Genomic DNA, 23483 nt, shown 5'->3' with positions numbered 1-23483 from the left:
TGATGCCCCAGCGCCCGGCGTCGAACGTGACGATCCACAGATTCTCGTGGATGGAGAGCCGGCCACGCAAAACGGTTAGAATGGCGGCCCTCTCAAAAAAACCTGTGCGCCTTGTATGGCGAACGCGCATTCGAAACCCATGGCGAAACTCCTGACCGATCAAGAATTCCAGCGCTTTTCCGAGCTTCAGCAGAAACAGGCGAGCTTCACGATCACGCCCGACGAAGCCAACGAGCTGCGCGACATCGTCGCGCGCGCGCAGAAAAAGCGCGACGACCGCGCCGACGCGATGAAGACCGTCGAAACCGCCATTGCGCAATTCGAGATCGCTCCCGAGGAGCTTTTCACGGCCGAGCAGATCGCCGAAGCCGCGCGCAATTTCGGTCTGATTCCGGCCACGCGCAAGGAGCGCGTGCTGCCGCCTTCGCTGACCTTCAACGGCAAGACGCACCAGTGGACCACGCGCGCGCTGCCCGAGGACATTCGCGCCCCGTTGTTCGAGGCGTTCCAGGGCGGCCAGTCGGTCAAGGCGTTCATCGCCACGCCCAAGGACGCCGCGCGCTGCGCCGCGACCATCGCGCGGCTGGAGAAGGAAACCGGCGCGCAGTACGGCGAGGCCTGGCTCGAAGAGCTCGCACTCACGCGCGGCCAGATCGACGACGCGCTCGCGAAGCTGGCCGCTTAAGCACCGTCTCGAACCAGGCCGCGTGCTCGCTCAGTCGAGCGCCATGCGAAAACCGACTACGCCCGGGTCTTCCGTGGGCGTGACGGTGAAGCCGCAGGCGCGCGCGAGGCCGATCATCGGCGCGTTCTCGCGCAGCGCCTCGCCGAGCAGCCAGTGCGTGCCGCGCGAGCGGACGTACTCGATGATGCGCGACATCAGCAAGCGCCCAAGGCCGCCACGCTTGAGATTCGACAGAATCGCGACCGCGAACTCGGCGGTCTCGTTGTCCGGATCGGCCACGGCGCGCACCACGCCCAGCGTGCGCGGCTGGCCGTCCTCGCCCTGCACGACCGCGATGAGCGCCATCTCACGGTCGTAATCGATTTGCGTCATGCGCGCGAGCTGCGTGTGATCGAAGCTGCGCACCGCCGAGAAGAAGCGCAGGCGCAAGTCGTCGGGCGTCATCGACGCGACGAACGCGGCGTGCATGGCCTCGTCTTCGGGACGGATCGGGCGGATCGTGAGGCGCTCGCCGCGCCAGTCGATGGTTTCTTCCAGCCGCCGCGGATACGGCATGATCGCGAAGCGGCTGCGCTTTTCCGCGATCTGCAGGCAGGGGGCGACGACCACGACCGCCTCGGGCAGCACCCGCAGCGTCAGACGCAAGCCCACGATTTCCCGCACCTCGCACACGAACTGCGATAGCTCGGTGAGCGCGGCCAGCGTCGGCTCGGGCGCCGCGTAGCGCGCATAGGGCGAGTGCGCGACGATGTCGCGCGAGAGCACGGGGTTCAGCGGCGGCAGGCTGTACACGCGCAGCGGCGGCGAAAAATCGTCGGGCGACGGCGCGGCGAAACGGAACACCGGCCCGAAGTTGTCATCGTCGCGAAACTCGACCGACACGTCCACCACGGGCTTCACGCCCGGTTCGTCCTGCGCCTGCGTGACAAGGCCGAACAAGGTCAGCAGTCTGCCCGCCTCCTCCCCTTTCAGTTCCGTGCGCCCGGCCGCCAGCGCCGCGCGCGCTTCGCCCTGCGCGGCCTCGATCGCGGCGGGCCCCTGGGCGGGCATCGTCTCCGGCGTCTGCATCAATAGCTCGCGGCCCAGCCGGTAATCGACAAGACGCGCAAATGCGCGCGCCAGACGCCGCGGCGTGGTGTGCACCGGAATGCCGTGCGCGTGCAGTTCGTCGCGCGTGGTTTCGTCCACGCCGCCGAAGAAGCACGCGAGCATGCCGCGATACGCGAAACGCTGTTGCTCGATCAGCGTGCGCGCCACCGCGTCCACCGGCGCGCTGTGGGTGGGCGCATGCACGACGAACGCCGTGCCGCTCGATCGGTGCGGGGCGAGCGTTTGCAGCGCGAGACCGAAGTGCTCGGGCTTCGCGGTGTCGCCGAGCACGAGCGGATTACCGGCCTGCGCGTGCGGCAGCGCGGCCTCTATGGCCGCGAGCGCTTCGTCGTTCCAGCGTGCGAGCGTGTCGCCGGCTTTCATGAAGGCGTCGCGCGCAAGCGTAGCGACGCCTCGGTCGCTCGCGATGAGCGTGGCCGTGTCGCTCGCGGCCACGCGGCCCACGCCGAGCGTTTCGATTTCGTCGAGCAGATCGTCGAGCGTGTCAACGCGCACGAGGCCCGCGCGCCGGAACGCCGCCGTGTAGAGCGCATCGCCCTTGTCGTCGCGGCCGCTGCGCAGCGCGAGCACGGGTTTGTTGCGCGCCGCCGCGCGCGCCGCCGACATGAACTTGCGCGCCGCGCGGATCGTGTCCACTTCGAGCAGGATCGCGCGCGTGCTCGGGTCGCTCGCGAGATAGTCGAGCACGTCGCCCACGTCGACGTCGGCTTCGTCGCCGAGCGCGATCACGTGCGAAAAGCCCAGGCCGCGCGGCGCGGCCCAGCGCAGCACCGCGTTAGTGAGCGCGTTGGACTGCGACACCCAGGCCACGCCGCCCTTGCGCGCAATCGACGCCGCCGCGCCCAGCTGCGCGTTGAGCGCGGGCGTGAGCGCGCCGAGACTGCCGGGGCCGACGATGCGCAGCAGATGCGGGCGCGCCGCCGCCAGTGCATGGCGCAGGTCGGCCTGATCGGCCTCGTCGCGCACCTCGCCGACGATGATCGCCGCGCGCGTGCCCATGCCGCCGAGGCGATGCACCAGCGCGGGCCACGTGGCGGGCCGCGTGCAGATGATGGCAATGCCGGGCGCCTCGGGCAGATCGCCCGCGTCGGCGAGCACGGGTCGGCCATCGAAGGCTTCGAAGTCGCCCGCATGGCGCGGATTGACGGCCCAGAGCGGGCTCGTGAAGCCGCCTTCGATCAGCCGCCGCCACACCATGCTGCCGATGCTGCCGGGGCGCTGCGATGCGCCGATCACGGCCACGGATTTCGGCTGGAACACTGCATCGAGATTGCGTACGGTCACAGGCACTCCTCGTCGGTCGGACAAGCGCTTGCCGCACAGGCGAACGCCGGTTTGTCGTCTTTTACCGTTACGAGAAGAGGATAGGGCAAGCGCGCAGGCGCTGCGCGTTTTTCGCCCGGCGCGTATGAGCGCAGATGCGGCGGTATGGCGTCGCACGCCGCCCTGGGCGTGTGACACCACGATGCACGAGAAGGAACTTCGCTGGTTTGAAAACACGGCGCGGGCGCGCCGTGCGTGTTACATCGACTTGCGGAACGGCGCGCCCGAATGCTCGCGCAGCTCGTTGAACACGATCTTCGGCCATGCCTTTTGCGCGACCTCGATTTCGGAGACGTGCGAGGCGAGATAGGTCGGCGCGTTCGACGCGTCGTAGGCCATGCGGGCCTCGTACGAATCGGTGAAGCGGCGCAGCTCGACGGGATCGTCGCAGGTCACCCAGCGCGAGAGGCGATAGCGCGCGGGCATCAGGCGCACGGCAACCTTGTACTCGGCCGCGAGGCGGTGCGACACCACTTCGAACTGCAGCTGGCCGACCGCGCCCAGAATCGTTGCGCCGCCGTGGATCGGACGGAACACCTGGATCGCGCCCTCTTCGCCAAGCTGCTTGAGCGCTTCGCCCAGTTGCTTCGCGCGCATCGGATCGACCACTTCGATGGTCTGGAAGATTTCCGGCGCGAAAAACGGCAGACCCGTGAATTGCAGGTCTTCGCCTTCGGTGAGCGTGTCGCCGAGACTCAGCGTGCCGTGGTTAGGAATACCGATGATGTCGCCTGGGTAGGCCTCGGCCACGGTCTCACGACGCTGCGACAGGAAGCTCACCACGTTGTTCGCGCGGAAGGTCTTGTTGTTGCGCGTGACCTTCAACTGCATGCCGCGCTCGAAATGGCCCGAGCACACGCGGATGAACGCTACGCGGTCGCGGTGCGCGAGGTCCATGTTGGCCTGCACCTTGAACACGACGCCCGTGAACTTCGGCTCGTCCGGCGAGACCGCTCGCTGCACGGCCATACGCGGCGACGGCGGCGGCGCGAGATCGACCAGGGCGTCGAGAATTTCCTTCACGCCGAAGTTGTTGATCGCCGAGCCGAACAGCACCGGCGACTGTTCGCCCGCGAGGAAGGCGTCGCGATCGAAGGTGGGCGTCGCGCCCGTGATCAGCTCGACTTCTTCCTTGGTGCGCTTCCAGTGATAGCCGAAGCGCGCTTCGCCATCGGCGTCGCTGATGTTCTGCAGCGTTTCCACCGCGCCGCCCAGCGACTCCTGGCCCGCGCGGAACACGCGCACCTGGTCGCGCTGGATGTCGTACACGCCCTGGAACTCCTTGCCCATGCCGATGGGCCAGGTGAACGGCACGGCGGCCACGCCAAGGTGCTGCTCGATTTCGTCGAGCAGGTCGAGCGGCTCGCGCACTTCGCGGTCGAGCTTGTTGATGAACGTGAGAATGGGCGTCTTGCGGCTGCGGCAGACTTCGAGCAGCTTGAGCGTTTGCGCTTCCACGCCGTTCGCGCCGTCGATCACCATCACGGCCGCGTCGACTGCCGTGAGCACGCGGTAGGTGTCTTCCGAAAAGTCCTCGTGGCCCGGCGTGTCGAGCAGGTTGATGACGGCGTCGCCGTACTCGAACTGCATCACCGAGCTGGCGACCGAAATGCCGCGCTGCTTTTCGATCTCCATCCAGTCGGAGGTCGCGAAGCGGCCGCTCTTCTTGCCCTTCACGGTACCGGCGATCTGGATCGCACCCGAAAACAGCAGCAGCTTTTCGGTGAGCGTGGTCTTGCCCGCGTCCGGGTGAGAAATGACCGCGAACGTGCGGCGGCGTCTGAGTTCGGCTACTGACATGGATAGGGCGGGTATCACGGATGAATTCGGGCAACCGGGCCGCGCGGCGGGGGTTGCGGCGAGCGCGGCGGCGCTTGCGGGCGCGTTTTCAGGCAACGCTTACGGCGCGTGCGGCGGCAGTGCGCGGACCGCGACGCGCGGCAAATAGCACGAGCGATCGGGAATGTCCCGCGGATGCCCGCGCAAAAAAGCGAAAAGGCGCCGGGACCGAATGATACACGGCATTCGCCCCGCCGACTAAAGGTTTGATGGGGTACGAACGGGTTAGACGTGCAGGTGGGCGCCGTTTTGGCAAAGGTGAGCTTTTACAGGACCTCGATGCGAGTGCACCGTCGACAGCTTCGTGCACCCGCCGCGCTCGCGAGACGCCTCCTATTTTCGCGAGAATTTCCTTTCGCCACAGACGTCCACCCGCTGCGTGAACGTCGTGGTCCTGCTCATTGCGGCATGCTGCTGCACGCCGCGCAGGCCGTGAGGTGAGCTTTTTCGGGAGGCCTGAAGCGGTGCGGCCGTCACGTCGGGGCTGCGCCCCCCTGGTGCGACGGCCCGGCGAGAATTGCCCCGTTATTCCTTGATGAGGAATCGTTCGCGGTTCTTGCCCGCCAGCCAGCCCGGCGCGCGGCCACGGCCGCTCCAGGTCTCGCCGGTCTTCGGGTTCATGTAGCGGGCCGGCAGCGCCTTCTTGCGCGCGGGGCCTGCACGTCGGCTCGTGAAGCCCAGTTCTTCCGCGGTGATATCGTACTCCGCGATTTTTTCCTTGATCTCGGCGATTGCCTGGTCAATTTCCTTTTCACGCGCCGCAGCCACTTCCTTGTGAAGCTTCTCCAGCTGGGCGGTCAGTTGCTTGTAGCTCGGCATGAAACGTCATCTCCAGTTCGGTCAAGAGAGTGCCATTGTGACCGGTTTGGAGCCCGAGCGACCAAGAAGGCACGCTTTTTTACAGCGCTGCCGCAAACGTTGGCGTTACCGTTCGCGCTGCTGCAGCGATTCGTGTGACAGACGGCTCTCGAGCGCGCGCAGCGCTTCGTTGAGCCGCTTCACGCGCTGCACCTGCGAAGGTACGAGGTCCGCGCTGGAAACCGACTCGAGCCGGCCGCGCCAATACGAGAGCGGAATACGGTCGCGCCCCGAGAGCCGCCCGATGATGTGTTCGAGATGCTCAATGTCCTTTTCGAGTTGGTGATGATTCATCGCTGCCCCCGGTAATGACAAGTTTTATCGAGCGCGCACAAATAGCGCGCACTCACTTTCGTCGCATCGCCGCTTTTCCGCACGCTGCGGATAATCGGTCAGTTTGGTAATCGCGCCGGCTGACGGTGCTAAATGCACGCCGCAGCGGACTGACTGCTTTTGTTCGTACTGTCAGACCAGAATAAGGCCAGCACGCCCGGCTATCCGTTGGATACCGCACGGAATTCCAAAGGCCGCTCGTCCACGCTGACGGTTGTATCCGCATCCATATCGGAAGGCAGATTAACGGGGGCTATTGCGTCTGTATATTCCTCAATTGTGGAACGCTATGCGGAGCGCATTTTATTTCCGACGGCCTTTCACAATACGAACAACGAGAATGGCGTGAGAACAAGCGAATCACAATACGATCGCCTGCTGCACCTTATTTACGACACACTCGATAATCCTTGCGCCTGGAAGGATTTTTGCGCGCAATTGCGCGAAGCGACTGGGGTGGCGTCGATTCATCTGTATGCCTTTGACCGGCAGCGCGATCTTTTTTCCTGGAGCAACGGTTTCGCGCTCGCCGGCGCGGAACCGCTGGAGCGCATTCGGCCGCTCTACCGCGACGATGCGCGCCTTGCATGGCTGCGCGCTTACCCGCCGGGCAAGTGGCTGCATTGCGGCATCGAGCTCGACTGCACGGACGGCGACTGCGCAGCCGGGTTCGAGCTCTGCCCGCTCGAGGAAGGCCATCGCTGCGCGGCGCTGTGCAAGCTGATCGAACAGAACGGACTCGCCGTCATGCTCGCGTGCCGCGCTCACGCCGAGGCCGGGCCGCTCCCCGGCGAGCACCGCGAACTGCTCGAGCGGCTCACGCCTCACCTCGTGCGCGCGGTGCGCCTGTACCTGCGCCGCTTCGCCTTGAACGCCGACACGCTTGCAAACCGCTCACGTCCGCCAGCCATGCTCGTGAGCGCGCTGGGCGAGGTGCTCCATAGCAACGAGGCCGCACAGCGGCTCCTGAGGGCGACCTCGCTCGTGCGGGTGCGCGGACGGCGAATCACGCTCGCGGCGCCCCATCACGCGCGCCTGCTCGAGGACATCGCCGTGAGCGAGGCGCGCCTGCGTAACCGCATGAGCGGCGCACGGACCGCGGCGGCGCGCTTTCGCGCGTTGCGTATCGTAGGCGCCGCCGACGGCACGCTCGCGCCGGATGCGCCGGATGCCGCCTCAACGGACCGGCACGGCCAAACCCCTAGCGGGCATGGCCGCGCACAGGCCTCGGCGAGCCAGCAGGAGGTGCTCTACGCGTTCTACAACGTGGTGACGGCCGACGACGCCTCGGCCTCCGAATTGCGCGCCTTCGCGGCGCTGACCTTCTATCACCCGCGCTCCGCGCCGCTGGTCGACGAGCGGGTGCTCGCCACGGCCTTCGATCTCTCGCCGGCCGAATGCCGTATTGCGCTGCTGCTCGCGGAAGGCCTCACGCAAAAGGAAATCGCCGCGCACGTCGGCGTGCAGCACGACACCGTGCGCAAACAATTGCAATCGATCTTTCAGAAGACGGCGACGCGCCGCCAGCCCGACCTGCTGCGCCTTTTGCTGAATCTGCCGGCGCGCGGCATGGGCGCCGCCGCCGAGGGCTGAGCGGCGCGCGACAGGCTTATTGGGCCTTGCGGCAGGCGAACACGAGCGTGTAGTTGCCGTTGTCGGTCGATGTCGCGACGGTGTCGTAGCCTGCGCTGGCGCAACGGGCACGCGCCTGCTGCGCGCAGGAATCGCGATCGCCCGAGGCCGGGCACTGCACCTGGACCGTCGGACGGCCGTCCGACAGGAACAGCGGCGGCCCGCTGCTGCACGCAGCCAGCCCTGCGATCAAGGTCAACGCGCACGCCGCGAACGGCAATCTGCGCAAACGGAACAACGACGAACCAGGACGAGTCATTTGGAGCACCCCAACGGGCTTCTAGTTTTTCGACGTTGCGATTGTGCCATGCCGCGAGCCATGTGCGATGCATCGCCGCGAGCGCTGCGTGCACGCGCTCAGGGCGCGGTCGAGAGCGTCTTGTATGGCAGCGCGCCTTGCGGGTCCGAACTCACGCGCACGAAGACCTGCTCGACGTCGGGAATCGCGGCGAGCCTGCGCTCGAGCGCCGCACTGTCGAAGCCTGGACCCGCGCAGCCTTCCGCATAGACGAAACGGCGCTGCACCGTAATCCAGATGCTCGTGCCAGCAAACAGGGCATCGCCTTGCAGTTGCTGGCGAATGGCCGCTGCAATGTCCGCATCGTAAAGATATGAGTTCGGCTTCGAGCACTTGTGCGCGAGCCAGCAGGTCGTGCCCCGCTCCACACGATAGTGGGCGTCGTCGTCGGCTTCGGCTTTCGTCATCCGCGGGCCGAGCGGCTGCGGGCAGGCGCCGATTGCGTTCGACAGCGCGAAGAACGGGTCGTTGTACCAGTTCTTGCGCGGGACGTCCGGCGCGTTCGCAGCGTGCTCTGCGTTTGAGGCGGGCGCGGAAGCGCCGGCTTGCGATTGCGCGAGCGCTGCGCCCGCCCAAAAGCCCGCAAAAACGCCCACGCAAACAAGCGCCGCCGCTAGCCGCGCTGTCCGGACCGCCCGCGCGCGCCACGCGCTTTGCCCGCCCTTATCGATTGCACCCATCGACTGTCACCTCACCGGCTCACTCCGGCCCGCTCTTCTGCGCAACGATAGGACCGCGCGGCCACGCTCGCAATAACGAGATAAATCCTTTCGTTACAATCGCTGCGACGCACCACGGCCCCGACGCACGAAAAGACGCGTCTAAAGCCATCGCCCACGCAGCAAGCTGAATCGCGCAACACGATCGATCCGCAGGAGACTCCATGTCGTTTGTTATCGTTCTCGCCGCCCTCGCGTTCCTCATGCTTGCCGCGTACCGCGGCTACAGCGTGATTCTCTTCGCGCCCATCGCCGCGCTCGCCGCGGTCCTCCTCACCGAACCCGCCGCTGTCGCACCCGTCTTTTCGGGCATCTTCATGGAAAAGATGGTGGGCTTCGTGAAGCTCTACTTTCCCGTGTTCCTGCTCGGCGCGGTATTTGGCAAGGTGATCGAACTATCGGGATTTTCCGAAGCGATCGTGCACGCCGCCATCCGCTATATCGGCCGCTCGCGCGCCAACGCCGTGATCGTCGCCGTGTGCGCGCTGCTCACTTACGGCGGCGTTTCGCTCTTCGTGGTGGTGTTCGCCGTCTACCCGTTCGCCGCCGAACTGTATCGCCAGAGCAATATTCCCAAGCGCCTCATGCCGGGCGCCATTGCGCTCGGTGCCTTTTCGTTCACGATGGATTCGCTGCCCGGCACGCCGCAAATCCAGAACATCATTCCCACCACGTTCTTCAAGACCACTGCGTGGGCCGCGCCCGCGCTTGGCGTAATCGGTTCGCTGTTCATCATCGTGGTGGGTCTCTCGTACCTCGAATGGCGCCGCCGCAGCGCGATGTCCAAAGGCGAAGGCTACGGCACCTCGCTCGTGAACGAGCCGGAACACGTGAAGACCGAGCACCTGCCCAACCCGGCGCTCGCCGTCGCACCGCTCGTGCTGGTGGGCGTGGCGAACTTCCTGCTCACGCACTGGATTCCCGTCTGGTACGGCGACACCGTGACCGTGCCGCCCGAAGTGCTGCCCGGCATTCATACGCCGGTCACGGCCACCGTCAAGCAAGTCGTGGCGATCTGGGCGGTTCAGGGTGCGCTGCTCGCGGGCATCGTGCTCGTGATCGTCACGGCGTTCGGCCGCGTGAAAGACCGCTTTGCGAACGGCACGAAGGCCGCCGTGGCCGGGGCGCTGCTGGCCTCGATGAATACCGCCTCTGAATACGGCTTCGGCGGTGTGATTGCGGCGCTGCCCGGATTCATCGTCGTGAGCGATGCGCTCAAGAGCATTCCGAATCCGCTCGTGAACGCCGCCATTTCGGTGAGCGCGCTTGCGGGCATCACGGGGTCGGCTTCGGGCGGCATGAGCATCGCGCTCGCGGCCATGTCGGACCTCTTCATCAAGAACGCGCAGGCGGCGCATATTCCGATGGAAGTGCTGCACCGCGTGGTGGCCATGGCGAGCGGCGGCATGGACACGCTGCCGCACAATGGCGCGGTCATCACGCTGCTCGCGGTCACGGGACTCACGCACCGCGAGTCGTATCGGGACATTTTCGCGGTGACGGTGATCAAGACGCTGGCCGTCTTCTTCGTGATCGCCGTGTACTATGCGACGGGCATTGTTTGACGTGGGGTGCTCGCAGCGGCACCACCCTCTGCAACAAGCCTGTCAATGCACTGTCCTGGCAATCCTGGCCCGCTGCAATTCTGCGCGATCGCTAGCTGCCCTGCTCGCAGCTAGCTGGCTGCCACTGTAAGTCCTCGCTATTCGTGACTCAGTGGAGCAGACCAACTCCCAGGTTCACAAGCGCAAGCTCACAACGGCCCGAATTCATTCGGAGTAGTCCTCCGGATTCTCCCTGGCCGCACTCTGATAAAGAATCATCACGAGAGGAATTCGGGGCTCTGCCGTGGCGTCGGTTCGCCGTCCCGTCACCTCGCCCGCGACTTCGGTCGTATACTCCGCGACCACTTCGCCAAAGGTATTGCGCTGGATTGCCACTTTCTGGCCCGCCTTGACCTTCTCATTCAGCTTGACCAGCAGTTCGACGAACCCACCGTGCGTCGACATGACTGAGTGGCCGCTGTTGCCGACGAAGGTCCCGACGTCTCGCCCAGTGCGCCCCATCGGACCAGATACGATGTTGTAGCGCTTGAGCACGTTCATCGTGCCCTCGACGAACGAGGGAATCATGTCGAAGTCGAAAACGCGCGCGGAACCGATCTCGGGCGTGATGGCGGGAATCCCCACAGTGATGAATGCGTTTGCAAGCAGCGTGGGATAGGCGGGATTGTCGAAGATCTGCTTGATCGGAAAAAGCTCCGCCATGGCTCGCGGCTCCGGCAATTCCATTCTGACCAGATTGAAGGACGTCAAATCCATGCCGGTCGTGCCCGTATGAAAATCGATTGCGTAGTCGGTGTTCGGCCTCAACAGCCGGTTGAACAGCAGTCCCGCATGCCGGCTCGGCGCGCTGGCGCCATTCTCGTTGCCCGGCCATTCGCGGTTGATGTCGATGAGGCCGGTACCAAGTGCGGTATTGGGCCATCTGCGCTCCATGGCTTCGAGCGCGGGGCGCGATACGTCAAGAACCGCCAGCACGGTGCCTGACATTTGCGCGGGATCGAGCTGACTTATCACGCTGTGTATCGTATGCACGGGACTCATTTCATCGCCATGCACCCCGCTGATCAGCGCGACGCGCTTGCCCGGCTTCGCACCGTGGACAACGATAACCGACACATACCAATCCTGCCCCGTCGGCATTTGGACGCCCTGAAAATAGAGCTTGTGTGTCTTTCCGCGCTCAAGGTCGTCGACGTCGAGCGCGCTAATGACTTTCTTCCCCTGGATCACATCGCCGGTGTACACCGTCCCCTTTCGGCCACTGGTGGCCGGTGCATTCGCGGCCTGGGCATTCGCCGCCCCACTTTGCGTGGCCAATGCGGACGTCGCGCCGACCAGCGCAACCGCCTTCTTCATGAAGGCGCGACGAGCGATAACATCATCCGATTCGTTTTGCATGGTAGGGAGGTCCTGACGTTGGGGTGGAGATCAATCAACGGCACTTCACAGGTTACACCGGGAGAGGCATTGCTTTTCCTGTGCGCATCGAATGCGACCACGCTGGCCATTTCCCGGGAAGGAGACTGTCGGCGAGTTCCGAACATTCGTTAACGTCCGCTATCGCGGTCGACACAAGTTTGCCAGTTCGCAACCTCAACGCAGTTGCCTTATCGAACCCGTATCTCATTCGTTGACGACCAGCTACTTCGGCCAGGTATCCTGTTCGGCCCGTTTGACGCAGGCGGCCAAAACAGCGCTCCCGCCTTTTGCACGTCTCCGAGGGGACGTCGACATGCATCTCCCTCGATGCGCGAAGCTCACTTCCAGCCACGTCGCTGGCGAGGCCAATAGCTGGAGAAAAACTGCACTGGTCACATATTCCGCACGAACCATGTCCGCTTCGCACTAGCCAGCAAGCCGCTATAAACCGTCCAGGAAATGACGAACGTCGCTGGCGCGGAGAGCGACACAAGAAAGCCCGAGCCATTGTTCAAGACGAATCCGACGAAGGCCCCGGCAAACCAGGATATCAAACCGCCGGGATTGAACTGGGGTACGTGAGAGTCGCGGCATTCGATATCGGCGCCGATGAGTCGTTCATAACGCGCCGACGTGATGTGAGCCAGCGCGACGCCAACCCATGCGACGACGAAGACACCCTGCCACGCAAGCGCCTGGAGGATCTTCGAGAAAATATCGGCCATCATCAGCGCGTAGACCACAGCACCAACAACCAGCGCCCACACGAACTTCGGCGCACGCAATCCTGCAACCTTCTGGAAGAAGGCCTGCATGTTGATAGTCGCGAGATAGTAGTTAGCGGTATTGATGCGTGATTGGGTGACCCAGACGAACATCAAGCCCCAGATGCCCATCAGCTTCAACAGCGCCAGGACAACCGAAACTTCGGAGAGCGTGCCGAGACCCGGAATCGTACTCACGAGATAAATGCCCGCAGCGCCATTGACGAGGAACGTGACGAGATAGAACGGAATCCCGAAATTAAACCGGCCGTGGTATCCAGCATCTTCCTTGCGGCCGAAGCGGGCGTAGTCGAACGTGAACATCATCAATACCCATACGCCCATGTAGTAAACAAAGCACTGCCACCAGCCATCTACGGGTATCGTGCCCTTGGGACCGAAATCGAGCCACGATGCGTTATAGCCGTATTCCCAGGTCGCAAGTCCCACGGCCGCAAGGAGTCCTAGCAGATAGAACGGCAGCAGCACGCCATTGAACTTGTCCAGCCAGTGTTGCACGCTACCGAATACCAGCGGCACGCTATAGCAGACTACAATCAGCGCGGCCCATTTGTATGGCAGCGCGGGAAACAGATGATTGGCCGCGACTGCGATGACCGAACCTTCGAATACGGCGTAGTAAATGGCCGTTGCGAAGAAAATCAGCGTCGCGAGCGCGGCGCCGACGCTTCCAAACAGAACGCGTGAGAACAGCGCAACGGACAAACCGGTGCGAATGGCGTATCGACTGATGATCGAGTTGATGACGCCATACGATACGACCGATAGCGCCATGCCGATCAATGCGTTGCGCGCTCCGTAAGTCAGTGCAAGCGTCGCGCCAACCACAATGTAAAACACTGCGCTACATACTGCCCACCACGCCATCGTTAGCGAAAAGGGCGCCATTCTTGCGCTATCGGGAATGGCGACCGTCGATAGATCGACGGCTCCCTCCGCGCTTTCCTGAGCCAGGTTGGCCATGATCTGCTCCTCGAGTCTGCATTTAACGAACGACGTCCGTACCGCGGTGCGATGCAACTCACGGGGCTGCCTTGACGCCGGGCGGGCAGCCGATGTTGCGAAGAACGTGCGAGCGCTCCCGCCGTGTGGCGGGAAGCCACACGGAACGCGGGTCGCGAAAGGAAAAGGCAGGGGAACGGCGCTGCTGCGGGCCGCCCCTTAGCTTCGAACGGGTTAGTGCGCTAGTGCTTCGCGCAGCAGGGCAAGTCGATGTCGATACTCGCGTCGTGCAGCGAGTGCCTCATTCATGGTGACGCTCACGAACCGCGCGCGGTGGTTAGGCTGCATCTGACCGATCAGATCCATATCGGCACTGATCACCGTGCCGATCGTGGCATATCCGCCCCCTGATACCGCGTCACGATGCAGAATGATCGGCTCAAGCCCGGCCGGCACCTGGATCGAGCCAATGGGATAGCAGGCATCGACGATATTCGACGGATCGGCGCCTGCACCGAAGGGTTGTTCTCGGTCCATGAAATGGAGCGGACGCCCGTTCTTGTATCGATAGCCAATGCGGTCCGCTTCGGGCGCGACGGTCCACTCATCATCGAAGAACGTTTGCGCCGACTCGCTGGTGAGGCGGTAGTGATAAAGGCCCCTTAACACACGCAGTTCGACCGTTGTGTCGAGCTTTGCACGCAAGGCTGCGGGCAGTTCGACACCCTCACTCAGCTTTGCGTTGCTGGCGCCCATCTTGAGACGGTCTCCCTTTTGCAGCCGACGACCCTCGAGGCCGCCGATAGCACCGAGCGTGTAGGTCGACCTGCTGCCCAATACCGCCGGAACGTCGATACCACCGGCGATTGCCAGGTACGCGCGTGCGCCACGCTTCACATAGTCGAACGAGAGCTTGCTTCCGGCGCGAATCCGCAGGGCCGTGTTGGACGGATAGGCGACACCGTCGATTTTCGGAGTCATCTCCGCACCCGTTAGCGCGATCAGCGTTTCCGAGTGGAACAGCAGTTCAGGGCCCAGCAGCGTGAATTCGAGCGCGGCCGCATCTTCGACATTGCCTACGAGCAGGTTCGCCGCACGAGACGAATACTGGTCGAGCGATCCGGAAGGGGGAATACCAACGTGGTAGTAGCCCTGGCGTCCCGTGTCCTGCACCGACGTGGCTAGTCCCGGCTTCAGAACCTCGATCACATTGAGCGTATCAGTTGGCATTCAGCACCTCGACGAGGGAACGGTTGTATTCGTCAGGATTGCGCAGGAAGGCATCAAGCGAGAATTTCACGGGGCGTACACGTAGCGAGAAGGTGCCCGCCTCGACGGCGGCAACGGCTTCGTCATAGGCTGGACGATCGATCGGTTTGAACTTCACGATGTCGCCGGGCTGGAAAAACACCATGAAGTCACGCAGATAATCGAGCCGTTGCGCCGGGTCAAAAATCGGCGCTGGGGTCACGCCGAACATCTGGTATCCGCCCGCGCCGCGCACAGAGTAAATACAGCCGAAGCAACCGCCATGGCCGACCGTCAACTTCGGCGTGTCAGTGCGCGGCCGCAGGTATTTCGGCACCTGAAGCTGACGCTCGCGCTCGACCATCTGGTACATGAACGGCAGCCCCGCGACAAAGCCAACCATCGAAACGAACCACGGCGAGCCGGCATGTGCCGCAATGAATGCATCGACGTCGCGTTTGCCGTTTATGCGCGCCGCGTACTCGAGGTCCGTCGAGGAAGGGTCCTGGTGACGCTCACGAAAACGCATGAGCGTCTCGTGCGTCCAGGGATCGTTATAGAGCACCGGGACTTCGACAATGCGCGTGTCGATGTCGAGCGCGGCTTCGCCGACTTCGGCCTCGATGCTCCGCAGCAGCGCGACGAGCGCATCAGGGGCAATGACATCCGGGTCATAGCGCACCTGGTACGAGGCATTCGCCGGGCAGATTTCGGTCACGCCCGCCACGTTGCGGCGCTGGAGTTCGCGCGTAATCGCCGTGCCCTGGAAAAACGCTTCGAGCGACATCTCCTCGCTGATCTCGGCAAATACGAATTCGTCGCCGCCAAAGGTATAGCGTATGGTCATGATGCCTCCCGTGCGCCAGACGACACTGCAACGGCGCGTTCTCCCGCCGCGAGCGATGCGGCCTCGCTACTTTCGCGCCACGCCGTCATCCAAGTCTCGAGATAATTGGTGTGATAGTGGGCCACGCGCACGTCTTCGTCTGCAACGAGCGCACGGTGCAGCGGCGCCGTGGTTTTCAGGCCACCAATATGCAACTCCCGCAACGCGCGTGCGAGGCGTTCGATGGCGGCCGCCCGGCTTTCGTCGTGCACGATCAGCTTGGCGAGCAGCGAATCGTAGAACGGCGGCACGACGTAGCCGGGGTACAGCAGCGAATCGACTCGCACACCGGGGCCGGTCGGCCAGACCAGCTCGTCTACGCGCCCTGGATTCGGGCGGAAGTCCTGCATCGGGTCTTCCGCGTTGATGCGGCATTCAAGCGCCGCGCCGCGCAGCACGATGTCGCTCTGGCTGAAGCGCAACGGCTCGCCATCTGCAATGCGCAGCATTTCGCGCACGAGATCGACGCCCGTAATCGCCTCTGTGACCGGGTGCTCGACCTGAATACGCGTGTTCATTTCGATGAAGTAAAACTCGCCGCGCGTTTCGTCGAAGAGATATTCGAGTGTGCCAGCGCTTCGATATCCAACCTGCTTTGCGAGGCGCGCCGCCGACGCGCAAAGCTCCGCGCGCAACTTCGGTGTGAGAGACGGCGAGGGCGCTTCTTCGAGAATTTTTTGACGCCGCCGTTGCAGGGAGCACTCGCGCTCGAACAGGTGGATGACGTCATTGCCGTCGCCCAGTACCTGCACCTCAATGTGCCGGGCGCGTGCGATGAATCGCTCGAGATAGACGCCGCCATCGCCGAACGCTGCCTGGGCTTCGCGCTGCGCAAGCGGCAATTCCGCGTCGAGTTGGGCGGCGTCATATGCAACGCGAATGCCACGGCCGCCGCCACCCGCTGCCGCCTTGATCATGATGGGGTAGCCGATGCGCGCAGCGACCTCCCGGGCTTCGTCGCGCGTGCTTACGATACCGGCGCTGCCGGGCACCGTGGGCACGTGAGCGCGCTGCGCCGTCTCGCGCGCGCGTGCCTTGTCGCCCATCGTTGCGATTACCTGCGACGTCGGCCCGACGAAGACCAGGCCGGCCGCCTCCACCTGCGCCGCGAAGTCCGCGTTTTCGGACAGGAAACCATAGCCCGGATGAACCGCATCTGCTCCGCATTGCCTTGCGGCAGCGAGAACCGCCGCGGGATTCAAATAGCTCTTTGCCGCATGCGAAGAACCGATATGCACCGCTTCGTCCGCCATGCGGGCGGCCAGGCTGTCCCGGTCCGCGTCGCTCACCACGACCGCAGCACGCATGCCAAGCTCCTGCGCCGCGCGAATCACGCGCACCGCGATCTCGCCGCGATTCGCAACCAGAACGGTTCGAATTCGTCTGGGGCGGTAGAACGTCGTCGCTGAATCTTGCACGTTCATGACTTCACTCCTCGATGCGCATCAGCACCTGTCCAGCGTCCACAGGCTCTCCGTCCTCGACGAGAAGCTCGGTTACGCGGCCCGAGACGCTGCTCTCGATTTCGGTGAATTGTTTCATCACTTCGACGAGGCCGATGATCGTGCCGGCCTCAACGGCGGAGTCGACGGCGACGTAGGACTGCGCCTCTGGCGAGGGGCGCCGGTAGAACGTGCCCGGCAGGGGGCTGACGATATCGTGCAGTGCCATCATGTCTCTCCTTGAATTGATTCAGATCTTTGTCGTCGCCGCCTGCGGCCCGGTAATTCGAATCCCTTCCCGAACGAGCCGCTCGCGAGTCTGCTGGACGAGCTCCAGTGCGCCGGGCGTGTCGCTGTGGATGCAAACGGAGTCGAAGTCGATGTCGATATCGTCTCCATCGACCGTCCGCACTTTGCCTTCCGTACACGCTCGCAGGACCTTTTCGGCGACCTGTTCGGGATCGAGACGACCGACGCGACGGATGAATACGATCGAACCACTGCGGTCGTAGTCGCGATCGGCGTAAAACTCCCGGACGACCGGTTGCCCGATCTCGCGCGCGATGCGGTACGTCGCAGACGACTCCATGCAGAAGAGCAACAGATTGGGATCGAGTTGTTGCAGCGTTTCAACGAAGAGCCGCGAGAATGCCTCGTCGCGCGCTGCGTGCATGTAGAGCGCGCCGTGCGGTTTCACGTGCTGCAGCCGGATGCCATGCAGACGTGCGAACTCACGCAGCGCGCCAAGTTGATAAAGGATGTCGTTGACCAGCGCCTGAGGCGTTTCGGCGATGTTTCGACGGCCGAAACCGACCAGATCGCGAAATCCCGGATGCGCACCGATACCCACGCCAGCCTCCTGCGCCAGCTGAACCGTCCGCGCCATGATGTTGGGATCGCCGGCGTGAAAGCCGGTGGCGATATTCGCCGAGCTGATGAGCGGCATGATCTGTTCGTCGACACCATCGCCGATTCGCCACGGGCCGAAGCCTTCTCCCATATCGGAGTTCAGGTCGACGCACTGCTTCTTCATACTGTTCCCCTCCAGATTTGAGCGGTCGGGCGTCTTAAAGCGCGCACCAACCAATGTGAAATGGAGGTTATACGGACAGGGTTAGCCAAAAAAGTTTTATTTTTGTATGCCTTGGTATCGATTTTTTCGATAGCATCCGCGTGATGACCTCACTCTGACGTCCAGCGGTTTGACTTCGAAGATGGCGCTTACCCTCAGACAATTAAAGTATTTCGTCGCGACTGCCGAGCTTGGACAGCTTTCCCAAGCGGCGATTCATCTGACCATATCTCAGTCCGCAGTGACGAGTGCAATCAAGGAACTGGAAGAGAGTTTGGGCACCCAGCTCTTCGTGCGTAACGCCGCAGGCGTCACGTTGACCGACACCGGCCGTCGCTTTCTCAATCACGCGTACACCATTCTCGCGTCGGTGGATGAGGCCATGCGGATTCCCAACCTCGAGAGCACGCTCACCGGCACGCTTGCTATCGCGGCGAGCTATACGGTGTTGGGATACTTCCTGCCGCATCACATACAACGGCTGAATGCACTGTATCCGCGCCTGACCATTCAATTGCATGAGTTGAATCGCGACGCCATCGAAGAGGGCTTGATTAGCGGGCAATACGACATGGCCGTGCTCCTCACGTCGAACGTGTCGAACCCCGAGCTTGCTCTGGAGCCCATGATTCATTCCGTGCGCCGGCTATGGGTGGCCGCCCACCATCCGCTGCTAAGGCGAGAGAGCGTGACCTTTTCCGAAGTGGCAGACGAGCCCTTTGTGATGTTGACGGTAGACGAGGCTGCGCAAACGGCGATGCGCTACTGGAACGAGACGCCATGGCGGCCGAATGTGATACTCCGGACTTCGTCGGTTGAAGCTGTTCGCAGCATGGTGGCGAATGGGTCTGGCGTCGCCATTCTGTCCGATATGGTCTATCGTCCGTGGTCGCTCGAAGGTCGACGCATCGAGACGATCGTGCTGCTCGATCCTGTACCCGCGATGAGCGTGGGTCTGGCATGGCGCAAGAACATGGAACTGAGCCCGGCCATGCATGCGGTGAGAGAGTATTTCCGCCATACGTTCATGGAGCCGAGGGCTACCGGATAAATTGCCGGACATCCTGACCTAGCCCGTTCACAGCAGCTGATCCAGCCGCTGCGAGCCCTACCGTCCCCTGTCATACGTGCGCCATCGTACATTCCCGACCTCGCAATCCGGGGCGCAGAAGCTATATTTGTAGATCTGACGTTCGGAACGCGCACCGCACGCGTTGCCGCATCGGCTGACGTAACGCACCGGGACGATACTCAGGATTGCGAACAAACGTTCCGTATGTTGCGACTGGATTGCGTGTGAGGAGCCAGCGATGTCCAAAACGATAGTCTTTTGCGCAGACGGCACGTGGAACGGCCCCGACGATCCGGCAGGAAAAGGCGATGGCGGCGCGCCTGACGCCGTGGCAGGGTGTCAGCCGGGACTGACCAATGTATGCAAGCTTTTCGCGTGGCTCGATGGAAACATGCTGCCCGAAGGAACCGACTGGGGTGGCGTCGAGATGGAAAAGGCGCTTTCCGACGCAAACGGCAACCCTGTACAAATCGCGAAGTACATTCACGGGGTCGGAAATTCCCAGCAACTGCTTGATAAAGTCGCCGGCGGTGCGTTCGGTGTCGGTGTCGTCGCCCGCATCGCTCGTGGCTATACGTATATTTCGCGCAATTTCGAGCCGGGCGACAGCATCGTGATCGTCGGATTCAGCCGCGGCGCGTACACCGCGCGAGCCCTTGCGGGACTGATCGCGGGACAGGGACTGCTTCGGCCAGAGCTCGCCGCCATCGACGATCAGAATCGTTACGACACCGCGGTTGCGGCGTGGTATCGATGGAGACACGGCCACGATACGACGTTCCAGAAGATCGCCGACGGCGTGATGGAGTTCTTGACGATCCATACCGCATTCTCCAATCCAAAACCTTTGGACGCCGACTCATTCGTGGACGCAAAAATCGCCGCAGTGGCTGTTTGGGACACGGTGGGTTCGCTCGGCATTCCCATCTACTATCAGGGCTCCGCCATCGACTTGTTCCGGTTTTGCGATCTGAATCTCAACCCGGACATTGGCCTCGGCGTGCACGCCGTCTCGCTCGACGAGCAACGCAGGCCGTTCGAGCCGACGCTGTGGAATCCCAACCCAAACGTGACGCAAGCGCTCTTTCCAGGCGGTCATTGCGATGTCGGCGGCGGCTATGCCGATCACGGCCTCTCCGACGGCCCCCTGGTCTGGATCGTGGACAGGTTGCAGCAGACTGGCGTGGGTTTGAAGTTCGCCCTTCATCCCCCCGTTGCCGTCCAATCCAATCCCTTGGGGCCGCGACACCGGGAATGGGTTGCGGATCCTGTCTGGCTGGCAGCAGGAGTGGGCGCGCGTGCCTTCCCGGCAGGCATGGTCGTCAACGACAACATACGGCAGCGTATGAACGATCAACCCGAAGATCTTTTTGGCGCTGCCGGCCAGCAGCCTGTGTACTCACCGGGTAACTTGCCCGCACGCTAAGCGGAATTGCTTCGGCAGGGCGAACGATCGAAGCACGCCCTACACTTCCAGCCATTCCTGGCGGACGCGCGCATCGGCCTTCAACTGCTGCGGCGTCCCCTCGAACACGATCTGGCCGTGCCCCATGACGTACACGCGCTGCGAGATATCGAGCGCAATGGCCTGCTTCTGCTCGACGAGCAGCACCGAAATGCCGCGCGCCTTCAGCGTCTTCAGATACTCGCCCACCTGCGCGACGACGAGCGGCGCGAGCCCTTCGGTCGGCTCGTCGATGATGATGAGGTCGGGGTCGCCCATGAGCGTGCGGCACAGCGTCAGCATCTGCTGCTCGCCGCCGGACAGCAGGCCCGCGGGCGTGTCCTCGCGCTCCTTCAGGCGCGGGAACATCCGGCACATGTCGTCGAACTGCCAGCGCGGCTTCTGGCGTGAGCGGCTGCGCTTTTCGCCGAGCATCAGGTTCTGCCGCACGGTGAGCGTCGGGAAGATATCGCGGTTCTCAGGCACGTAGCCGATACCCCGATGCGCAACCTCGAAAGTGCGCAGCCCGCGCACTTCTTCGCCGCGCAGCAGAATCTGCCCCTCGCACCGCACCAGCCCCATGATAGCTTTGGCCAGCGTCGAGCGGCCCACGCCGTTGCGCCCGAGCAAGGCGACGATCTCGCCCTCGCCCACTTGCATCTCGACGCCGTGCAGGATATGGCTCTTGCCGTAGTACGCGTGCAGGTCGCGCACCTGGAGCATGGAATTGGCGGTCGCCATCAATGTGCACCTGCGGGTTCGTCCAGCGTGGTGCCCAGATAGGCTTCCTTCACGCGGCGGTTGTTACGGATGGCTTGCGGCGTGTCCGTGGCGATCACCTCGCCGTACACGAGCACCGAAATGCGGTCGGCGAGGCCGAAGACGACACTCATGTCGTGCTCGACCATCACCAGCGTCTTGCCGACGGTGACCCGGCGAATCAGCTCCACTGCATGATCCGACTCCGAGCGGCTCATGCCCGCCGTGGGTTCGTCGAGCAGGATCACCTCGGCGCCGCCCGCAATCGTGATGCCGATTTCGAGCGCCCGCTGCTCGGCGTAAGTCAGCAGCCCTGCAAGGGTGTCGTGGCGGCCCTGCAGGCCGATCAGTTCGAGCACTGCTTCGGCGCGTTCGCGCGCGTCGCGCAATTGCTCGAGGCGATGCCAGAACGAATACCGGTAGCCGAGCGACCACAACACGGAGCAGCGCAAATTCTCGAACACCGAAAGGCGGTGAAAAATGTTCGTCACCTGAAAGCTGCGCGAGAGCCCCATGCGGTTGATCTTGTACGGCGGCAGCCCGCCGATCTCGACGCCGTTGAGTTTGACCGTGCCGGAACTCGGCGCCATGCGCCCCGAAATCAGGTTGAACGTCGTCGACTTGCCGGCGCCGTTGGGACCGATCAACGCGTGACGTTCACCCTTCGCGATATTCAGGTCAACACCGCGAATGATCTCCGTGCGCCCGAAATTCTTGCGCACTTCATGCAACTCCAGCGCGGCCGTCATACGTTGCCCCCTGCGATTTCCCGTTGCACGCCATCCCACGCGTCGCGCACCCGCGCGGCCGCGAGGCGTCCCGCCTGTGCGCCCAGCGCCCACAGCACCGCGGCGACGGTCCAGGGCCTCCACGACGCGGCATCGAAGTTCAGGCCGAAGAACGCCATGGCCGTGCCGTTGTCGCTATCGATCTGCACCTTGTAGACGAGTTCGACCGTCAGTACGAGCGCAGCAAGCAAAATCAGCGCGGCGCCCAACGCCGCCGCATAGGACGGCAGCATGCGGTGCAGCTTGCGCGCCGCGATGAGAGGGACCTGCTTCATCAGCAGGCTCGACACGCCGCCCGGCACGTACATCACCACCAGCACGAAGAAAAGGCCGAGGTACAGCAACCATGCCGGCGTGAGATTGGACAACGCGACCGCAAACAGCACGAACAAAATAGAACCGATGATCGGCCCGAAGAAGTACGCGCCGCCGCCGATGAACGTCGCGAGCAGCACGCCGCCGGACTGCGCGGCGCCGACGTTCTCCGCGGTCACGATCTCGAAGTCGATCACCGAGAGGCCGCCCGCAATGCCGGCGAAGAACGCCGAAAGGACCATCACGAAAAAGCGCACGCGCTGCGTGTTGTACCCGACGAATTCCACACGCTCGGGGTTGTCACGCACGGCGTTGGCGATACGACCGAGCGGTGTCTGCGTCCATGCGTACATGGCGATCATCGACACGAGACACCACACTGCGATCAGGTAGTACACCTGGATCGCCGGGCCGTAAGTGATGCCCAGCACCGCATGGCCAACCGTGCGATTGGTCGGCACCCCGCCCTCGCCGCCGAAAAACCCGGGAAACATCAGCGAACTCGCCGCCACCATTTCGCCAATGCCGAGCGTGATCATCGCAAAGGTGGTGCCCGACTTGCGCGTGGTCACGTAGCCGAACAGCACGCCGAACAGCATGCCCCCGAGCCCGCCGACCAGCGGCAACAACGAAACGGGCAACGGGAAATGGCTCGCGCCGATCTGGTTGAGCACATGCGCCGCGACGAATGCGCCGAGCCCGGAGTACACCGCGTGCCCGAACGAGAGCATGCCGGTCTGACCGAGCAGCATGTTGTACGAGAGCGCGAAGATGACCATGATGCCCATCTGCGACAGCAGCGCGATCGCGAAGCCGCTGGAAAACACGAGCGGCAGCACCAGCATCACGAGCACCGTGGCGCCCCAAATGATCCAGCGCAGCGAATGCGCAGATTGCAGCCATCCGCGGCGTTGCATGGCCGAACCGGCGCTGGCCTGAATGAGCGGTT

Annotated in this window: 21 protein-coding genes; 5 read left to right on the top strand and 16 right to left on the bottom strand. The window is 63.4% G+C overall.

Annotation, left to right across the window (positions count from 1 at the left end; genetic code table 11):
• Positions 1 to 139 precede the first annotated feature (139 nt).
• Positions 140 to 685, top strand: coding sequence for a hypothetical protein (locus M3I56_RS26240; RefSeq protein WP_254356418.1), 546 nt, complete (start codon positions 140 to 142; stop codon positions 683 to 685).
• A gap of 30 nt (positions 686 to 715) precedes the next feature.
• Here M3I56_RS26240 and M3I56_RS26235 read toward each other — a convergent pair whose 3' ends face one another.
• The 4 genes from M3I56_RS26235 to M3I56_RS26220 all read right to left on the bottom strand — a co-directional run bounded on the left by M3I56_RS26235 (position 716) and on the right by M3I56_RS26220 (position 6109).
• Positions 716 to 3079 carry a GNAT family N-acetyltransferase gene (locus tag M3I56_RS26235; RefSeq protein WP_254356417.1) on the bottom strand — a complete coding sequence of 788 codons (2364 nt, stop codon included), beginning with the start codon at positions 3077 to 3079 and terminating at the stop codon, positions 716 to 718.
• Positions 3080 to 3316: 237 nt separating this feature from the next.
• Positions 3317 to 4918, bottom strand: coding sequence for a peptide chain release factor 3 (locus tag M3I56_RS26230; RefSeq protein ID WP_254356416.1), 1602 nt, complete (start codon positions 4916 to 4918; stop codon positions 3317 to 3319).
• Between the two features lie 564 nt (positions 4919 to 5482).
• Positions 5483 to 5776 carry an H-NS family nucleoid-associated regulatory protein gene (locus M3I56_RS26225; protein WP_069261447.1) on the bottom strand — a complete coding sequence of 98 codons (294 nt, stop codon included), beginning with the start codon at positions 5774 to 5776 and terminating at the stop codon, positions 5483 to 5485.
• Between the two features lie 105 nt (positions 5777 to 5881).
• The gene (locus M3I56_RS26220; protein ID WP_254356415.1) at positions 5882 to 6109 is read right to left on the bottom strand and encodes a hypothetical protein; all 228 of its coding nucleotides are present in this window, start codon (positions 6107 to 6109) and stop codon (positions 5882 to 5884) included.
• Between the two features lie 384 nt (positions 6110 to 6493).
• Between M3I56_RS26220 and M3I56_RS41415 the strand changes: the two genes are divergently transcribed.
• The gene (locus M3I56_RS41415) at positions 6494 to 7741 is read left to right on the top strand and encodes a helix-turn-helix transcriptional regulator (protein WP_254356414.1); all 1248 of its coding nucleotides are present in this window, start codon (positions 6494 to 6496) and stop codon (positions 7739 to 7741) included.
• Positions 7742 to 7757: 16 nt separating this feature from the next.
• Here the strand turns inward: M3I56_RS41415 and M3I56_RS26210 are convergent, their stop codons facing one another.
• Together M3I56_RS26210 and M3I56_RS26205 are read right to left on the bottom strand one after the other, a co-directional pair.
• Positions 7758 to 7979: a hypothetical protein gene (locus M3I56_RS26210; RefSeq protein ID WP_309249186.1), complete on the bottom strand. Its 222-nt coding sequence runs from the start codon at positions 7977 to 7979 to the stop codon at positions 7758 to 7760.
• 158 nt (positions 7980 to 8137) lie between these two features.
• Positions 8138 to 8758 carry a BON domain-containing protein gene (locus tag M3I56_RS26205; protein ID WP_254356412.1) on the bottom strand — a complete coding sequence of 207 codons (621 nt, stop codon included), beginning with the start codon at positions 8756 to 8758 and terminating at the stop codon, positions 8138 to 8140.
• A gap of 203 nt (positions 8759 to 8961) precedes the next feature.
• Here M3I56_RS26205 and M3I56_RS26200 point away from each other — a divergent pair, with 203 nt between their 5' ends.
• On the top strand, positions 8962 to 10362 hold the full coding sequence (locus M3I56_RS26200; protein WP_028202852.1) for a GntP family permease: 1401 nt from the start codon (positions 8962 to 8964) through the stop codon (positions 10360 to 10362).
• 204 nt (positions 10363 to 10566) lie between these two features.
• Here M3I56_RS26200 and M3I56_RS26195 read toward each other — a convergent pair whose 3' ends face one another.
• The 7 genes from M3I56_RS26195 to M3I56_RS26165 all read right to left on the bottom strand — a co-directional run bounded on the left by M3I56_RS26195 (position 10567) and on the right by M3I56_RS26165 (position 18117).
• On the bottom strand, positions 10567 to 11760 hold the full coding sequence (locus M3I56_RS26195) for a succinylglutamate desuccinylase/aspartoacylase family protein (RefSeq protein ID WP_254356411.1): 1194 nt from the start codon (positions 11758 to 11760) through the stop codon (positions 10567 to 10569).
• Between the two features lie 413 nt (positions 11761 to 12173).
• The gene (locus M3I56_RS26190; protein WP_254356410.1) at positions 12174 to 13529 is read right to left on the bottom strand and encodes a cytosine permease; all 1356 of its coding nucleotides are present in this window, start codon (positions 13527 to 13529) and stop codon (positions 12174 to 12176) included.
• A 213-nt stretch (positions 13530 to 13742) separates the two neighbouring features.
• Positions 13743 to 14738 (bottom strand): biotin-dependent carboxyltransferase family protein, encoded by a 996-nt coding sequence (locus tag M3I56_RS26185; protein ID WP_254356409.1) that lies wholly within the window; start codon positions 14736 to 14738, stop codon positions 13743 to 13745.
• On the bottom strand, positions 14728 to 15603 hold the full coding sequence (locus tag M3I56_RS26180) for an allophanate hydrolase subunit 1 (protein ID WP_254356408.1): 876 nt from the start codon (positions 15601 to 15603) through the stop codon (positions 14728 to 14730). Before M3I56_RS26180 ends, M3I56_RS26185 begins: the two co-directional genes overlap by 11 nt.
• Complete coding sequence (locus M3I56_RS26175) at positions 15600 to 17066, bottom strand: acetyl-CoA carboxylase biotin carboxylase subunit (RefSeq protein WP_254356407.1); 1467 nt, start codon at positions 17064 to 17066, stop codon at positions 15600 to 15602. Before M3I56_RS26175 ends, M3I56_RS26180 begins: the two co-directional genes overlap by 4 nt.
• A 4-nt stretch (positions 17067 to 17070) precedes the next feature.
• Positions 17071 to 17313, bottom strand: coding sequence for an acetyl-CoA carboxylase (locus M3I56_RS26170; protein ID WP_254356450.1), 243 nt, complete (start codon positions 17311 to 17313; stop codon positions 17071 to 17073).
• A 21-nt stretch (positions 17314 to 17334) separates the two neighbouring features.
• On the bottom strand, positions 17335 to 18117 hold the full coding sequence (locus M3I56_RS26165; RefSeq protein ID WP_254356406.1) for a 5-oxoprolinase subunit PxpA: 783 nt from the start codon (positions 18115 to 18117) through the stop codon (positions 17335 to 17337).
• A 181-nt stretch (positions 18118 to 18298) separates the two neighbouring features.
• Here M3I56_RS26165 and M3I56_RS26160 point away from each other — a divergent pair, with 181 nt between their 5' ends.
• Positions 18299 to 19207 (top strand): LysR family transcriptional regulator, encoded by a 909-nt coding sequence (locus M3I56_RS26160; RefSeq protein WP_028202843.1) that lies wholly within the window; start codon positions 18299 to 18301, stop codon positions 19205 to 19207.
• A 259-nt stretch (positions 19208 to 19466) separates the two neighbouring features.
• Positions 19467 to 20654: a DUF2235 domain-containing protein gene (locus M3I56_RS26155; RefSeq protein WP_254356405.1), complete on the top strand. Its 1188-nt coding sequence runs from the start codon at positions 19467 to 19469 to the stop codon at positions 20652 to 20654.
• 39 nt (positions 20655 to 20693) lie between these two features.
• Here M3I56_RS26155 and M3I56_RS26150 read toward each other — a convergent pair whose 3' ends face one another.
• From M3I56_RS26150 to M3I56_RS26140, 3 genes are read right to left on the bottom strand one after another with little or no spacing between them, the layout of a single operon-like run.
• Positions 20694 to 21413, bottom strand: coding sequence for an ABC transporter ATP-binding protein (locus M3I56_RS26150; protein ID WP_254356404.1), 720 nt, complete (start codon positions 21411 to 21413; stop codon positions 20694 to 20696).
• The gene (locus M3I56_RS26145; protein WP_254356403.1) at positions 21413 to 22180 is read right to left on the bottom strand and encodes an ABC transporter ATP-binding protein; all 768 of its coding nucleotides are present in this window, start codon (positions 22178 to 22180) and stop codon (positions 21413 to 21415) included. Before M3I56_RS26145 ends, M3I56_RS26150 begins: the two co-directional genes overlap by 1 nt.
• Positions 22177 to 23451 carry a branched-chain amino acid ABC transporter permease gene (locus M3I56_RS26140; protein ID WP_254356449.1) on the bottom strand — a complete coding sequence of 425 codons (1275 nt, stop codon included), beginning with the start codon at positions 23449 to 23451 and terminating at the stop codon, positions 22177 to 22179. Before M3I56_RS26140 ends, M3I56_RS26145 begins: the two co-directional genes overlap by 4 nt.
• Between the last annotated feature and the right edge of the window lie 32 nt (positions 23452 to 23483).

Source organism: Paraburkholderia sp. CNPSo 3281 (assembly GCF_024206515.1).
Classification (GTDB): Bacteria; Pseudomonadota; Gammaproteobacteria; order Burkholderiales; family Burkholderiaceae; genus Paraburkholderia; species Paraburkholderia nodosa.
Note: the sequence above shows the minus strand (reverse complement) of the source record. Positions and strands in the feature narration are given on the sequence as shown.

Coding starts and splice junctions, on each gene's coding strand:
- M3I56_RS26240 (WP_254356418.1), top strand. CDS start 140: ATGGCGAAACTCCTGACCGATCAAGAATTCCAGCGCTTTTCCGAGCTT.
- M3I56_RS26230 (WP_254356416.1), bottom strand. CDS start 4,918: ATGTCAGTAGCCGAACTCAGACGCCGCCGCACGTTCGCGGTCATTTCT.
- M3I56_RS26225 (WP_069261447.1), bottom strand. CDS start 5,776: ATGCCGAGCTACAAGCAACTGACCGCCCAGCTGGAGAAGCTTCACAAG.
- M3I56_RS26220 (WP_254356415.1), bottom strand. CDS start 6,109: ATGAATCATCACCAACTCGAAAAGGACATTGAGCATCTCGAACACATC.
- M3I56_RS26205 (WP_254356412.1), bottom strand. CDS start 8,758: ATGGGTGCAATCGATAAGGGCGGGCAAAGCGCGTGGCGCGCGCGGGCG.
- M3I56_RS26200 (WP_028202852.1), top strand. CDS start 8,962: ATGTCGTTTGTTATCGTTCTCGCCGCCCTCGCGTTCCTCATGCTTGCC.
- M3I56_RS26195 (WP_254356411.1), bottom strand. CDS start 11,760: ATGCAAAACGAATCGGATGATGTTATCGCTCGTCGCGCCTTCATGAAG.
- M3I56_RS26190 (WP_254356410.1), bottom strand. CDS start 13,529: ATGGCCAACCTGGCTCAGGAAAGCGCGGAGGGAGCCGTCGATCTATCG.
- M3I56_RS26185 (WP_254356409.1), bottom strand. CDS start 14,738: ATGCCAACTGATACGCTCAATGTGATCGAGGTTCTGAAGCCGGGACTA.
- M3I56_RS26180 (WP_254356408.1), bottom strand. CDS start 15,603: ATGACCATACGCTATACCTTTGGCGGCGACGAATTCGTATTTGCCGAG.
- M3I56_RS26175 (WP_254356407.1), bottom strand. CDS start 17,066: ATGAACGTGCAAGATTCAGCGACGACGTTCTACCGCCCCAGACGAATT.
- M3I56_RS26170 (WP_254356450.1), bottom strand. CDS start 17,313: ATGGCACTGCACGATATCGTCAGCCCCCTGCCGGGCACGTTCTACCGG.
- M3I56_RS26165 (WP_254356406.1), bottom strand. CDS start 18,117: ATGAAGAAGCAGTGCGTCGACCTGAACTCCGATATGGGAGAAGGCTTC.
- M3I56_RS26160 (WP_028202843.1), top strand. CDS start 18,299: ATGGCGCTTACCCTCAGACAATTAAAGTATTTCGTCGCGACTGCCGAG.
- M3I56_RS26155 (WP_254356405.1), top strand. CDS start 19,467: ATGTCCAAAACGATAGTCTTTTGCGCAGACGGCACGTGGAACGGCCCC.
- M3I56_RS26150 (WP_254356404.1), bottom strand. CDS start 21,413: ATGGCGACCGCCAATTCCATGCTCCAGGTGCGCGACCTGCACGCGTAC.
- M3I56_RS26145 (WP_254356403.1), bottom strand. CDS start 22,180: ATGACGGCCGCGCTGGAGTTGCATGAAGTGCGCAAGAATTTCGGGCGC.
- M3I56_RS26140 (WP_254356449.1), bottom strand. CDS start 23,451: ATGCAACGCCGCGGATGGCTGCAATCTGCGCATTCGCTGCGCTGGATC.